11 protein-coding genes and 2 pseudogenes are annotated in these 15,574 nt (G+C 24.7%); 11 read left to right on the top strand and 2 right to left on the bottom strand.

The genetic code is table 11. The features are described 5' to 3' along the window. Positions 1 to 52: 52 nt before the first annotated feature. The 11 genes and pseudogenes from JAHGCCOI_RS00180 to JAHGCCOI_RS00130 all read left to right on the top strand — a co-directional run bounded on the left by JAHGCCOI_RS00180 (position 53) and on the right by JAHGCCOI_RS00130 (position 12,091). Positions 53 to 265: a hypothetical protein gene (locus JAHGCCOI_RS00180; protein ID WP_227807313.1), complete on the top strand. Its 213-nt coding sequence runs from the start codon at positions 53 to 55 to the stop codon at positions 263 to 265. Continuing rightward, a pseudogene (locus JAHGCCOI_RS00175) lies at positions 259 to 711 on the top strand (DUF2963 domain-containing protein); the annotation flags it as partial. The gene JAHGCCOI_RS00180 and the pseudogene JAHGCCOI_RS00175, both read left to right, overlap by 7 nt. Before the next feature lie 129 nt (positions 712 to 840). Further along, positions 841 to 2,190 carry a hypothetical protein gene (locus tag JAHGCCOI_RS00170; RefSeq protein WP_479492261.1) on the top strand — a complete coding sequence of 450 codons (1,350 nt, stop codon included), beginning with the start codon at positions 841 to 843 and terminating at the stop codon, positions 2,188 to 2,190. Positions 2,191 to 2,367: 177 nt separating this feature from the next. Further along, positions 2,368 to 4,518, top strand: coding sequence for an HsdM family class I SAM-dependent methyltransferase (locus JAHGCCOI_RS00165; RefSeq protein ID WP_479492074.1), 2,151 nt, complete (start codon positions 2,368 to 2,370; stop codon positions 4,516 to 4,518). 552 nt (positions 4,519 to 5,070) lie between these two features. Beyond that, positions 5,071 to 6,135: a TRM11 family methyltransferase gene (locus tag JAHGCCOI_RS00160; RefSeq protein WP_212775580.1), complete on the top strand. Its 1,065-nt coding sequence runs from the start codon at positions 5,071 to 5,073 to the stop codon at positions 6,133 to 6,135. Beyond that, on the top strand, positions 6,116 to 6,790 hold the full coding sequence (locus tag JAHGCCOI_RS00155) for a hypothetical protein (RefSeq protein WP_479492017.1): 675 nt from the start codon (positions 6,116 to 6,118) through the stop codon (positions 6,788 to 6,790). The genes JAHGCCOI_RS00160 and JAHGCCOI_RS00155 overlap by 20 nt, the downstream gene beginning before the upstream one ends. A 993-nt stretch (positions 6,791 to 7,783) precedes the next feature. Beyond that, entirely contained in the window at positions 7,784 to 8,878 is a 1,095-nt protein-coding gene (locus tag JAHGCCOI_RS00150; protein ID WP_479492073.1) for an SAM-dependent methyltransferase, read from the top strand. Between the two features lie 36 nt (positions 8,879 to 8,914). Continuing rightward, entirely contained in the window at positions 8,915 to 9,187 is a 273-nt protein-coding gene (locus JAHGCCOI_RS00145; protein ID WP_479491996.1) for a hypothetical protein, read from the top strand. A 56-nt stretch (positions 9,188 to 9,243) separates the two neighbouring features. Then, positions 9,244 to 9,486: a hypothetical protein gene (locus tag JAHGCCOI_RS00140; RefSeq protein WP_479491995.1), complete on the top strand. Its 243-nt coding sequence runs from the start codon at positions 9,244 to 9,246 to the stop codon at positions 9,484 to 9,486. Positions 9,487 to 9,661: 175 nt separating this feature from the next. After that, a pseudogene (locus JAHGCCOI_RS00135) lies at positions 9,662 to 9,814 on the top strand (phase variable surface lipoprotein); the annotation flags it as partial. Positions 9,815 to 11,152: 1,338 nt separating this feature from the next. After that, entirely contained in the window at positions 11,153 to 12,091 is a 939-nt protein-coding gene (locus JAHGCCOI_RS00130; RefSeq protein ID WP_479491994.1) for an IS3 family transposase, read from the top strand. Positions 12,092 to 12,957: 866 nt separating this feature from the next. On the opposite strand, the gene JAHGCCOI_RS00125 is transcribed toward JAHGCCOI_RS00130, so the two are convergent. Then, positions 12,958 to 13,803, bottom strand: coding sequence for an energy-coupling factor transporter transmembrane component T family protein (locus JAHGCCOI_RS00125; protein ID WP_479492072.1), 846 nt, complete (start codon positions 13,801 to 13,803; stop codon positions 12,958 to 12,960). Continuing rightward, a complete protein-coding gene (locus JAHGCCOI_RS00120) occupies positions 13,793 to 15,559 on the bottom strand; it encodes an ABC transporter ATP-binding protein (protein WP_479492071.1) in 1,767 nt (588 codons plus the stop codon). The genes JAHGCCOI_RS00125 and JAHGCCOI_RS00120 overlap by 11 nt, the downstream gene beginning before the upstream one ends. Positions 15,560 to 15,574: the final 15 nt, after the last annotated feature.

Raw genomic sequence — 15,574 nt, 5'->3', positions numbered from 1 at the left:
AAAATAACCAAATTAAACAAAAAATTAAAAAAGAGAAAGGAAATAATTTTAAATGAATAAACAAGACTTAAAAAAATTAATAATTATGTTATTAATTATTAATTTCAATTTTGTCCTTTCCATCAATTCTCATTCTTCTTTTTTTCATAATCAAACCAAAAGCAAAATTAAATTAGCAGATTACCAAACCCCCACCAAGAAACCCATCGACAAATATAATAACGCTGTTAAAAAAATAACAATTAGGAATTCGCGATTATGTTAAAAAAACTCAAAATTAGGAAGCTCATTATGATGGTGGTGTGTGGTCTTTTAAGTTTTATTCCTTTAACCTTCGCCGCGCAAATCTCATACTACCCCGACGGTAAAATCAACTACATCAACGAGTGCGATCCCCAAACAGGGAATAGAATCAAGTATACCTCATACAATTCTGACGGAACAATTGACTTCATCATCGAGTACGACCCCCAAACAGGGAATAAAATCAAGGGTACCGCATACAATTCTGACGGTACAATTGACTTCATCAGCGAGTACGACCCCCAAACAGGGAATAAAATCAAGGGTACCGCATACAATTCTGACGGTACAATTGACTTCATCAGCGAGTACGACCCCCAAACAGGGAATAAAATCAAGGGTACCACATACAACTCAGACGGTACAATCAACTACATCAACGAGTACAACCACCAAACAGGGAATAAAATCAAGCAGAACAAACAATCTCCAAGTAAAACCCTCGGGCGTTCCTTTTTCCATCGACAAACCAAATCAACTATAAAACTAGCTGATTATAAAACCCTTCAAGAAGAGTGGTTAACCTTCCAACCTAAAATGAAAAGGTATGATATCAGCGTTTTATCCAAAGAAAGTATTCCTGAAATTTTAAAATATGTTGGGATTAAAAGTGATGTTATCGCATATGATAACTTTAACACTCCTTCTTATAATTCTAACAATGATAGTATTTTTTACTGGCATATCAAAGATCCACCAGAAGGACTCATGGGTGTCTATTTTAAACCCCGCTCTAATCCCTTTAATATTAAATATCCTGCTGCAAATAAAAAACACACCTTAGAAGACCTTTTAAAATACGAAATAGCTATTGAAGAAGTTTTTGTTTTTTGGGATGCTCAACAAAAAACTCAGGAAGAAAAGGTCAATGTGGAAGTAATCAGCTTCGATATCTTTGTTGACCAAAGTAAAGAAGAAGTGATTAATAATTACTTAATCCAACAGAAAATCATCCAAAAACCCAAACTAATTAAATTAGGTTGTTATAATATTACCCCTACCACAGGTTTAATCGCTCCTTTACCTTCAGGAGAATTTCATGGTATTGAAATTGCTTCTATTTACTTTGATGATGGGGTTCGTCTGCTACCTGAAAACGAAAATACTAGAGATTTAAAATGTAGAATAGAACACCAGGAACAAAGGTTAGAACAAGCTTTAAAAGAGTTAAGTCAAACTAAAAATGAAGAATTAAAAGAGAGTTTTGCAATATTAATTGCATTTTTACAAAAAACAACCAAAACACTTTACCAAGAAATGATAACTAACCAAACTTCCACCATTGATGATTTATTGGAACTCTCCAATGGCGCCAAAAACATCTATCTTTTTTCTTTCAATACCCAAAAAAGAATTAAAAGCATCGAATTACCTGATGCTATTGATCCTTACCAAGCCATTCGAACATGGAAAAGAGATAATAATTTATTTGATTATGAAGGTGAATTTATACACCAAACTGGTAGAGTAGAAAACGAATTGTTAATAGCTTCAAATAGAAAAGAGACTATATCGTGTGAACCTCACCAACTTATAAATATTTTTGAAACCGAAAAGGAAAAATTTATTATTTCTTGTAAAGATGAAGAACCAAAATTGCGTATTTTTGAAAATTATAGTTCTGAATATGTTAATTGGTTAAACCAATGTTACATCAAACCTGGCATTTCTTATTCATCTGGAGAAATAAGAGATAAATTTGGTCGTTCATCAAGGGGCATTTATAATCAAAAAGGGGAAAGTTGTCAATATCATTATGTTCCAGGATTTTTCATAGATGATTGGTACATTAATGGGATTAACTGTGTTGGCTCAAACATTACTTTTTATAATTTTTATGGCACCACTCCGCCACCCAAAAAACCTCAAGAAATAAATATTAATTGATATTAAGACCTTATAATGAAGGTCTTTTTTCATTTTGGGGTTTTTTTGTTAAAATCAAAAAAATATTAAGATAATTGGGGTTAATGATGCAAAAATTAAATTATTTCTAAACTAAACTCCCTCTATGAAATCACACCAACTGAGGGATAAATAAAAATAAGGAGTTATAAGTTAAAATTGAACCAAACTATGATGCAATTTTTAAGAAGAAAGAAGGGTAAAAAAATGTTATCTTTTTATTCAAATATTACTGAACGCGCTATAGAAAATAAAGTTTTCAAAAAATTAGAATTATTAGGATATATTACAGAAATGAATAATCCTAATCAAGATGTTTTTACCCAAAAACCCAAATCTCATGAAGAATTTAAAAAATTAAAAAATCACAAACCAGATTTTATTATTTATGATAACAACACTCCTATCGCTATTATTGAAACTAAAAAACCAAACTCAAATTTAAAATTAGCAGAAAAACAAGCAGAAGCTTATGCTAAAAATTTAAATGTTAAAATTATTTTTACTTTTGATGGATACCGTTTATTTTCTAAACACCTCACTTATAACCAAGAATTGAAATATGGTAATACTCCTTTAAAAGATTTTGTTAATAAAAAAACTTTAAAGGAATTTATTAATAATTATAAAATTGATTTTAATTTTGGTAAAAAAATCCATTCAGAAAATAGTTTTATTAAAGAACTAAAGAATATAGAAGATTTACTTTGGACTACAGGTTTAAGAAAAGGCGATGAAAGATTTACCGAATTTTGTAAAATTTTATTTCTACGATTAATTGAAGAAAAAGAACCTCATACTAGTTGGAATTCTATTGTCAACAGTCATGATGATAAACAAAAAATTCACATCATAAATGGCCATTTAAAAGATTTAAATCAAAAATATAAAATGGGTAAATACGGAGAAGCTTTAAAATTAAACCCTGAATATCATTATCATGTAGTCAGTGAAATTATTACTAGATTGAATCAAATTGATTTTAAAAATACTTCTTTAGATGTTAAAGGAAATGCCTTTGAATTTTTTTTAGGATATCGCGGTACTAGTGATGATTTAGCACAATATTTTACTCCTCGTAATATTATTCGTTTTATGTGTGATTTAACTGAACCCAAACCAGGAGAAAAAATATATGACCCTTTTTGTGGTTCAGGCGGCATTTTAATTAATGCTTTTGAATATATCAAAAAACAAATTGATCCTCAAGATGATGAACAATCAAAAATACTGAAAAAAGATTCTATTTACGGAACTGATATTAATAATATTGCTTATGTAGCGAAGATGAATATGATTTTAGTAGGCGACGGACATGCCAATATTACCCAACAACAAGATGGTTCATTAATTAATAAAAGAACAGCCCATTATGATATTGTCATGACTAATATTCCTTTTAATCTTTCCATTAATCGCTACAAAAACAATGTTCATGCTTTATATGATGTTTTTAGTGAGAATGGTAATGCTATTTGTGTTCAACATTGTCTAGACTCATTAAAGAAAAATTCCTCTCCGCGAGCATGTATTATTGTTCCTGAACAATTTATTTTTCATAAATCTTTCAAAGAAACCAGAAAATATATTATTGAACAATATGATGTTAAAATCTTTTCTTTGCCCCAAGGAGTATTTGAACCATATACAAATGTTAAAACATGTATTCTTTATTTAGAATATAAAGGTCAAAAAGGGAATTTAGAATTTATTGATATTCAAAATGTTGGTTTTACTTTAGATAAAAACAAAACACCCATAGAAAAAAATGATTTATCTGATTATTTAAAAAATCCTCATCATCCCAATTATAAAAAGTTTAATTATGATGAAATAGCTACCAATGATTTTTCATTTAAACCCCAAATAATTCAAAAAGAAGGTCTTTTATTAAGTGATCTTTTTACTTTTTCGAGAACTAAAATTAATTTAGATCCTGAAAAAAAATATTTCCAAATAACAGTTCAAAGCAACGGTCAAGGAATTATTCCGAGATGGCAAAAAAAATCCCAAGGAAATATCTTTATCAAAGGAAAAAATATAAAATCTAACCGCAATATCATTACAGACGAACAATTTTGTTATTCTCAAATTGATGCTCGTAATGGTGCTTTTGGCAAAATTCCTTCTCATTTAAAAGGAGCTATTTATTCAAATACTTTTTGTTGTTTTAAATTGAAAGATCAGTTTAAAAATTTAGACTTAGATTTTTTAACAGCTATCCTTACTTCTTCTCAAATGAAATCTTATTTTGAAGGACAAAGTTTAGGGACAACTAATCGTCGATCTATCAAATTAAAAAACTATTGAAGCAACTAAAATTCCTTATTCAACGCTAACATTAAAAGCTCTTAACGAAAAATATAAAAAAATATCCCAAAAAATAAAACCTTTAGAGAAACAAGTAAACGTCTTTAAAAAAGAATTAGAAAAGATTGTGAATGAACTTTAAACAATAAACCTTCTTAAAAAGAATTTATTGTTGTTTTTTTAATAAAACCCGATAAAACAGTTTTTTTAACAATCAAGGCTTAAAAAAATAAAGTTATGTTAATAAAACAGAAACTTATTATTAATCAAAAAAACTAGGAGTTAAAATAAATGAAAAATAATTCCAAACAAATTATAAAATAACACTAAATCAACTCTAAAAAAATAATAATCATAAAAAATGTGTTAAAATATATAATGAAAAAGAATAGAAATAAAATAAATATGTAAATATGAACTAAATCACAATAAAATACAATACTTAAATTATTATACTTATAATAATGAATTAAAAAAATAATTCTTCTTGTGTTATTGTTAGTTATTTTTATTGGAAAAAAACAATTAAAAAAAGAAAGATAGGTTTTTCAAATGACAAATAAAATTCAATTCGGTCAATTTTTTACTAAAAAACAAAATTGGTTCACAAAACCATTAGAAGAATTTATTTTTGATAATTTAAAAGAAAATCATATTATCTTAGATCCCTTCGCTGGCGAAGGGGATATTTTAAATTTTTTAAAATATTATTTTAAAAATAAAATTAATAATTTAAATTTTATAGGGTATGACATTGATAAGAAATTTGTTAAATATAAAATGAATGATTCTTTAAAAAATATACCTTATGAAAAAAAACATAAATATTTTATATCAACAAATCCTCCGTATTTAGCAAAGAATAGTTGTTATCGTAAAAAATATACACAAACTTATAAAGACTATTTTAAAACATCTAATTTTGCTGATCTTTATTTATTAGCTTTAAGTAAGATGATATCCACAAATCAACCAGGTTTTGCAATTGTCCCAGAAACTTTTATTAATTCAAAATTTGATAAAACCAATGTTAACAGAATTATTATCATTGAACCCAATCCTTTTGAAGATACTACCGTACCTATTTGTATTGTTTGTTTTAATGGCACCAAATTAGAAAAACAAATTATTTATAAAAATGACGATAAAATTGGTTCTTTACAAGAATTAAAAAAATTAAAAATTTTTGTTAAAGAAAAAAGTGAGTTTTTAAAAAAATTACGATTTAACGATGTTAATGGATTTATTGCGTTGTTGGGTGTAGATTCCACAAATCCTGAAAAAAAAATTAAATTCATTCATAAAAATAAATTAAAATATAATATTTCAAATATAAAAACTTCGTCTCGTGCGATTACTATAGTTAACAGTGAAGAATTTAAATATTTAGATGATTCAAAAATTGAAAAAATAATTATTAACGCAAATCAAATTTTAAATACATTTAGAACACAAACTAAGGATGTTTTGTTGTCTCCATTCAAAGGAAATAACAAAGATAATCAACGTAGACGTAGGTTAGATTTTCATTTAGCTAGAAATATTTTAACAAAGGCTTTTATTGATTGTTGTAATAATATAAATGAGGATAGTATTTATGAAAAAGATAAATTATAAAACAAAATATAAAGAACAATTAAAACAAAATTTGGAAAATTTCAATATTAAAGATAAAAAAACTTTAAATAAAATTAAAAAATTTTGTGAAAAATTTAATTTTATTCAAGAAGAAGTAGAAACATCAATTAAACATAATAATTTTTTAAAAGCTTGGTTTATTTTAGAACCTTTAAAACAAAACTTTTATGAAAAAGTATTTGCTGAATTTTTAAAAAATGATATAAATAATATATCCGAAGTGTGTAAACCTAAAAGTATTTTTATAAAAAAACAAGAAATAGTTCAAAAAAAAGAAATAAATCAGTATATCTCATCAAAAGGTAAGTCAATTGATTTTTCTTTTAAATATAAAGATTTAGAAATTATTTTTTATGTTTTTCACAAATATACCAAAGAATCTGGCGGCTCGCAAGATAATCAAAAAAATGATGTAAAAATATCTATTGAAGAAGCCAAAACTGACACCCAAAAATATAATAAAAATATAATGATTTTATTCATTTGTGATGGCGATTATTATAGTGAATATAAAATGAAAGAATTAAAAAAAGTAGCAAATCAACAAAATCTTAAAGTTCTGAGTTCCAACGAACTACAATTTTTTTTGGATCAATTTTATTCACAAATAAAAAACAAAAACTTTTTAAATTAAAAATAAGTTTGAAATAAAAAAGCAAAAATGTTAAACTAATTTAATTGAATTTGGTTTTTATTAATATTATTTGCTAAATTTAATTTAATTGTCAAAAAAATAATTATGATAAAATAAATATAATTAATGCCTTTAATTTGAAGGTTTTTTTATATTCAAATTTTAATTAAAAAAAGAAATAACAATTTAATAAAAAATATTCTTTTAAAGATAAAAAAGAATTAGAAATAAAAAATAAATATAGTTTTAGAAAAAAATTGTAAATAATTCTATAATTTTAAATTTTATTTTTATATTATAAGACCTTCAAAATTGAAGGTCTTTTTTTATATTCAAATGAACCCTTATGCTTTCAGTTTTTCTTTTGTTTATGAACAATAATAATAAAATTTATTAAGGAGTTAAAATAACAAATCACAAAGTTTATTAACCAAAATAATTCTTTTATAATTACTATTCCATATCATAAAAACGAAGAACAAACAAATAAAAGACATATTTATCAGATTTGCTATTTACCGAAAGACATTTTTAAAATAAGCAAACTAAATATTTGGAAAAAAAAGAAAAAAGATTATTTTTTAATTAACAATAAAGGAGTAGAATTTAAAATTGCACCTAGTATGAGTTGGCAAATATGGTGGACTATTCCTTTAAAATTAATTCAAGAAAAAAGTGAAATTTTAAAAGTTTAATCTTTATCAATCCAGTCAAACAATACATTACCCTTTATACGAAGAAATTTAATACTAAAAATGATGAAGAATCATCAAAATAAAGAGCAATAGAATAAAATAATATTAAGACCGACTTTTAAGTTGGTCTTTTTAATTAATTTAAATGAAATGTGATATTTTCTTAAATAAATAATCAAAATTTTTTTAACAATTTTGATATAAATTTAAACGAATCATTTTTTAAACTAATATAATTCAAATCAGAAATAGAAACAAACTATGATGCAATTTTTAAGAAGAAAGAAGGGTAAAAAAAATGAAAAATATGACTTCTTTTGATACATTTTTAAGTATCAAAAATATCAAAGGGTTAGATTTTATCTTAAATTTTCTTCAAGTTCATAAAGGCACTATCAAACGTTGGGAAAAACAAAAATCTGTTCCTAAAAATTATGATACAGACTTAAAAAAAATAATTAAACAAATTGAAATTGAATATCCACATATTGATATAGTAAAATTCCAAAATAATCATTTAAAAAAGGAAAGAAAATTTGATGAATTTTATACTACTCATAAAATTGCTTTAAATTGTTTTGAAATTTTAAAAAGTAAAATGTTAGAATTAAACCTAAATTTTAATGAATATAATTTTATCGAACCTTCGGCTGGCAATGGAAGCTTTTATAATTTATTGCCTCCAACCAAAAGAATCGGCGTTGAAATTAACCCCCATATTAATAAAAATTACATTATTAAAAATTATTTAGATTTTATTCCCAAAAATAAAACAAAAAATATAGTTTTTGGAAATCCTCCTTTCGGTTTAAGGGGGAATTTAGCATTAAGATTTATTAATCATTCTTATAATTTTGCTGATGTTGTAGCTTTTATTTTACCTCCTTGCTTTAATTCTGATGGAAAAGGAAGTCCTAATTCAAGAGTAAAAGGATATAAATTAGCTTATTCACAAAATTTACCGTTAAATTCTTTTGAATATCCTAATGGTAAAAAAGTTAAAGTATCTACTTGTTTTCAAATTTGGACTAAAATAAACACTCATTTAATAGTTAAAACAAAAATCAAAACTGCTAATAATTTTATTAAAATTTATTCTTTATCTGATGGCGGAACACCAGGAAGCACACGAAATAAAAAAATGTTAGATAAATGCGACTTATATTTACCTAGCACTTGTTTTAAAGGAATGAAAATATATCAATCTTTTTTAGAATTACCAAACAAAAGAGGTTATGGTATTAAAATTTTAAAAAAATATCATGAAATAAAAAAAATATTTATGGATACCGATTGGAAAAAAATAGCTTTTTTATCAACAAACAGTGCTTTAAATTTGCGTATGAGCTTAATTGTTAAAGTTTTGACAGATGCTAATTATTATGATAAATAAATTTAAATTATAAAAAATATCGAAAGAAAAATAATAATGAATAAAAATAATGATGAAATTATTTATTTTTTTGAAGAAGTATATGAATATACTGTTAATAATTTTAAAAAAAATAGCAAATTTAAACCAGATGATTTATATTTTAAAATTAGACACCTTCAAATTGATGCTAGAGGTTCTTTTGGACAAAAATTTATAATGTATGGTTTAAAAAAAATGGATTTAAAGCAAGAGATGATGATGATAAAAACAAAGATTGGGATATTAAATTTGAAAATTATAGAATCGAAATTAAAACCGCTACTTTAGATGTAAATGATAAATTTCAACACGAAGGCATTAAAAAAACTAATAATTATGATTTATTGTTATTTTTAGATATAGCGCCTAATCAAATTTTTATAAAAGTTTTTTTATATGATGATATTGATTTTCCAAAATTACATCAAAGAGGTAGTGGTAGGAAAAATTCAACTGGTGTAGGATATAAATTTGATTATTCTTTTCAACGACATTTAAAAGAAAAAAACGAAATTAAATATTTAACTGATTTAAAAAAAATTTTTAATGAATTAAAACAAAAACTAGATAAAAGAAATACATTATGAAAAATATTTTTAACTTAAAAAAGTTAATCAATTATTTATTTATTAAAAAATAAAAAAAATTAAATTTATTTAAAAAAACAAAGCAACTCAAATTAAAAAAACAAAACAAAAAATCAAAGGCTCTCATTACGAGAGTCTTTTTTATGCCCAAATTGAAAATAAAAGGAGAAAATAAATGAAAAACGACACTAATCAAGAAATTAGATTCGGAGGCTGGAACACAAAAACCACTCCGAACGATTTAACTCAAATTAAAAACTTTTTACAAATATTAAAACAAGATTTAATTAACCTCACTATTATCTCTCATTCTAAAAAGAAAAATACCTAACCCTTTATACGAAGAAATTTAATACTAAAAATAATGAAGAATCATCAAAATCAAGAACAAGAGGATAAAAACATATTAAGACCAACTTTTAAGTTGGTCTTTTTTAATAAATTTGAATTAAATAATATATCTTCTTAAAGAGTTAATCAAAATTTTAATGCTATTGTTATGATTTGAGGCATAATTAGGATAGTTTATATAAATAATTTTAATTAAGTATAGGCAAATACTCATTTATCTTAATATTCATATTTTAATTTGTAACAAATAAATTAATTAAGAGAAAAAAATAAAATAAAAATTAACAATTAAAAACAACTCATAATTTTAACTTCAAATAACCTATTTTAAATACCCCCCAAATCAGAAATGCCTCTTAAACGCATTATTTTGCCTCTCTCGCTTTGATTTAAATTCAATTATGGTAATTACCCTAGTCTTGATTTAGACCCCCTTTATATTCAATTTCGCCTCTAAGTGACCTTCAAAAACCCTTGCAAATACGTACTTTTATTTTTTACAATTTTGGCATAAATTAAAACGAATCATTTTTTAACCTAATTTAGACCCCCTCATTTGAGGGGGATATTTTTTTTATTTTTTTCACTTTTTTCCATTTTTTATCTCTTCTGTCATCATTTTCGCTAGTGTTTATGGTGAGCATTTTGCCCTTTAACCCCGTTATTATATGGCACAACTACCCCAAAATTAAAAACTCCGCATTATTGTGTAAAAAAATTTAATCCATGTCGTTTTATATGCAACTTTTTCTTTTTTTCGGCCTATATATATAATGGTATGTTTCTAATAAGGTTAAACCCGTGGGTAAACCTAAACACCAATTCAAAAATCCCTCCAAGGCTGTTTTGAATTGGGTTGTGATAGATAATACTTAATTCGGGTTTAACCTTATTAGAAACATATATCATTAATATTATTTTATTTAATATTAAATAAAATAATATTAATGATACTAATTAAATATAAAAACCTATCAAGAGTTTTTATATTTAATTAGTATATATAAATTTATTATAATATATCATCATTTATAATGTTTAAATGAAATATATTATCTAAACATGTGCCCGTCAAATTTAACAATTTAACGTTCAAATGCCCCCCTAAATCCCCAAAGGGGACTTTATAGTAGGGGGGTAATAGTTAATTGTAATGTTTATCGGCTGACCGCCTAGTTCGCTACGCTCGTCTTTGAATACTAATCATATTATATAATAATTTAATAAATATATTTTAAAATTAACTTTTAATGCATTTTTTAGTTATAATTATTTTTGGAATTAATAAAAAATATTAAGATAATTGGTGTTAATAATGCAAAAATTAAAGAAAAAAATAAGATTATTACAAAATATGATTTGCCACATTCAAACTATTAATAAAAAAATAGTTTTTCAATTGGTTAAACAATTTGTCAAAGACCTCAATTTAACTACTATTTTAAAAACAATTCGTATTAATCGCAGTACTTATTATTATTGGCTAAAAATTGAAAAAAAGTTAAAATTAAAAGAAACAAAACATTTAGTGCAACAACAACGTATTCAAACTTTATGTTTACAACATGAATATTTTTACGGTCATCGTAAAATTACTGATTTATACCAAGAAATTTTTAATGAATTTATTACTAAGAAAAAAGTTTATCTTATCATGAAAGAAAATAATATTTGTTGTAAGTTAAGGCCTAAAAAAAATAAATATTATTATAAAAATTTAGAATCTAACCTCAAAGTAGTCCCAAATTTAATTAATCAAAACTTTACTACCTCCCAACCCATGAAAAAACTATTTACCGATATTACTTATTTTCCCACTCCCCAAGGATTTATTTATTTTTCGTGTATTATTGATTCTTTTAATAATCAAATTATTGCCTCCCACACTTCAAACCGACAAAATAAAGAATTAATTTTAAATACCATTAAAAAAATTCCTCCTTTAAAAAACCCTTGTATTATTCATTCAGACCAAGGTAAAGTTTATCAATCTCTAAAAGTACAAAAAGTTTTAACTAAAAAAGGGTTTTTAATTAGTATGTCTCGTAAAGCAACCCCACGTGATAACGCTGTCATTGAAAATCTTTTTGGCCAGATGAAAAGTATTTTATCCAACCAACATCCTTTTTTATTCCAAAAACCCCAAGCTAAAATCAAAAAAATTATCAATCAATTTCCTTCTTTTTGGAATAATAAATGGTTATTAACTAAATTAAATAATTTATCACCCTTACAATATTTGCAAAATATTTAAAAAACATTTTTTAAAAATATAAATTCATAACCTTTTTAAAAAGGTTGTTTTGTTGTACATTTTTTTCTATAAAAATCAAAAATTCCGCATTATTGTGTAAAAAAATGAAACCCATGTCGTTTTATATGCAACTTTTTCTTTTTTTCGGCCTATATATATAGTGTAGGGATAAAATATTTAAAAAAAATATCTTTTGAAACTAGCAAATTATGAAAAAACATTAGACACTTTTTAAGTGTAATGAAATTATTTGTTAATTTGAAAAGATATGAAATTATCTATTTAATTTTAAGTCTTAAGATTAATTTTGAAATAAAAAAGTGTCTAAAAAAACGGAACACCTCAATTGTATCAAGTATTTTAATATTTTAAAAATATAACACATGACACCAAATAAGTTAAGTTTTTTTAAAATTAAAAATAAAAATAAATATTTAGTATTATTTTGATATAAACTGAGATTTATAACAAAAATATTTAAAAATTAAAAAATAAAAATATATTTTAAAAACAAAAAAACTCAATATTTAAAAACTTAAAAAATTAAAAATACACTAAAAATACAAAAATACAATTTTTTTGCTAAATTGCATCAAAAATACTTTAAAAGTATATTGACATTTTTTTATTAACCACCTAACACTTTTTCACCCCTTTATCTTTTTTTACAACAGCAATTTAAAAATAAAAAATATTGCTATTAACATCATTTTATCACAAAAAAAGGAATGTTTTGCTCACTCATCTTTATATCATGAGTGTTTTTCTTGCAATTTTATATAACAAAAAAACCAACTTTTTAGAGTTGATCTTATAATTTTTCAAAATATTTAATTGTTTGATGTTAATAATTTGGCAATATTTTATCAAAAAGGGTTTTGGGCAAAAGGATAATAAAACCTATCATAAAGGCACAAAAGCCACACACCAAGCAAAAGAAGTGCCAATCCTAATAAAAAAGTAAACAAATCAAGAATACTAAAAGATTTTTCATAATACCAAGTTCTTGTTTTGTATTTACCAAAACGCCTCAATTGCATAGCATTAGTAATTACATCAATTTTATCTAAATTAAAGAAAATCAAAGGAGGAATAATAAGGGCAATTCTTTTAATATCTGCAATAATACAAGCCAAAAAATGAGTTTTTTTAACAACTTTAATACCTCGTGCTTGTTGATTGAGAGAAATATTTTTAAAATCTTTTTGAATTTCAGGAATATAACGAATAGTAAGGGCAAAAGCATAACTAATTTTATAACTAACCCCTAATTTATTTAAACTAGCAGCTAATTGACTGGGATTAGTAGTTATAATAAAGATTAAAAATAAAGGAATAATACAACAATATTTTAACAACACATTAAATTGATAAAATAATTGTTCTTGGGTTAAAAGATTAAAAAATAAAGGAATGGGGGTTTTGGAGTTATATATTTGAGTACCATAATTTCTAAAACAAAAAAAAATAATAATATTATTTACAAACAAAAAAAAGAAAGTTCCTTTAACTACAAACGCTACTTGCTGCCATTTAATTTGAGCACACCAAAACAAAAACAAAGAAAAAAAGACAAGTCCTAACAAAAACCATATATGATAGACCATCATACAAGCAACTGAAACCAAAATTAAAAACAATAACTTAGTTGCTCCTTGGATTTTATAAATGAAAGCATTACCTGGTAAATATTGTAACATACTATTTGCCATAACAACAATCCTCCTTTAAAAAAGCCAACATTTGAGTTAACAAAACATTTTTTTGTTCTGATGTAAATGGCAATTTATTGATAAGAACAATCAAGCTGATAGGATTGAGAGAAGTTTTTTGAATTAAAGACATATCTGTAAAAATTTTTAAAGGAGTAGTATTTGCAATAATTTTTCCTTGTTCCAAAACCAAAGTTCTTTGAGTATAATTAAGCATTAAAGACATATCATGAGTAATAATTATAATGGTAATTCCTTTATTATTTAACTTTTGTAAAAAAGTCATAATTTGTGTGTGATGTTTTAAATCTTGTCCTATGGTAGGTTCATCCAAAATAAGAATTTGGGGTTGCATCACTAAAATAGAAGCAATGGTAAGTCTTTTTTTTTGTCCAAAACTAAGAGCAGAAATAGGCCAGTTAACAAAACAATCCAAATTACAAGTTTTCAAAATGGCATGCACTTTGGTTTTTATTTCAGTTAATGAAAGTTGTTTTCCTAAAAGCCCCAATGCTACTTCTTCAAAAACAGTTTTTTGAGAAATCATATGGTGGGGATTTTGCATGACAAAACCAATTTTTTCTGATCTTTGTTGTAAAGACAAATGTGTTAAATCTTGATTATTTAATAAAATAGTTCCTGTTTGAGGATTACAAAAACCACAAATAACTTTGGCTAAAGTAGATTTACCACTACCATTTTTACCAACAATACTAATCATTTTTCCTGGAAATAAATCCAAAGAAATGTCATTTAAAATATTGGGTTGTTTGGATTCATAGTGATAAGAAATATTTTGTAATTGCAAAATGGGGCAAAATGGGGCAAATTGTTTGGGGAAAAAAGGCAATAATTGAGTTGGGTCGTTTTGAGAAATAGCACATTTTTTTAAATTTGTTAATTGATTGGAAAAATATTGAACAAAATCTAAGGATTGTAAGGCAGGCAAATTTAATAAATAAGGAAGAGTTTCCAAATTGATACCAACCTTTTTCAAAGCACTAATATAAGTTGGTTCTTGGATACCTTGTTTAGTTAAAATATTTTCTAAAATTAATTTGTGGGGAGAATTGTCATAAATAATTTTTTCATCTTCAAATACTATTACCCTATCAAAAGAATCATCTAAAATATCTTCTAAATAATGTTCGATAACTAAAATAGTCGAATGGTATTTTTGATGAATAGTTTTTATTAAAGCAGTCATTTTGGCTCTTGAAACAGGATCAAGATTGGATAGAGATTCATCAAATAACAAAATAGAAGGATTATAAATTAAAACTCCTGCCATCGATGCTAATTGCTTGTGACCTTCAGAAAGTTCTTGTGGTTTGTAATCTAAAAAGGATTGCAATCCTAAATCTTGTGCCCACATATTTACTTTTTGATATATTTCACTTTGAGGCAAATCATCATTTTCCAAGGCAAAAGCTATATCTTCTGCTACTGTTAAACCTACAAATTGATTATCTGTATCTTGCATAATGGTACCCACATCCAAAGATAGATCAAAGATATTGGTTTGTGTCAAGACTTTATCCTTAATAATAACAGTACCTGTAATTTTTCCTTGATAACTATGAGGAATCAAACCATTAATACATTTTAAAAAAGTAGATTTACCGCTACCATTTTTGCCCACAATCAAAACTTTTTGTCCTTCATAAATAGTTAAATTAATTTGATTTAGAGTTGGTGTTTGTTGGCTATAATATTGAAAACTAAAATCTTTAAAAATGATTAATGGTTTTGGCATAAAGTTCCTCTTTGA

This window comes from Mulberry dwarf phytoplasma, from assembly GCF_056504655.1.
This window is presented reverse-complemented; position numbering and strand designations above follow the sequence as displayed.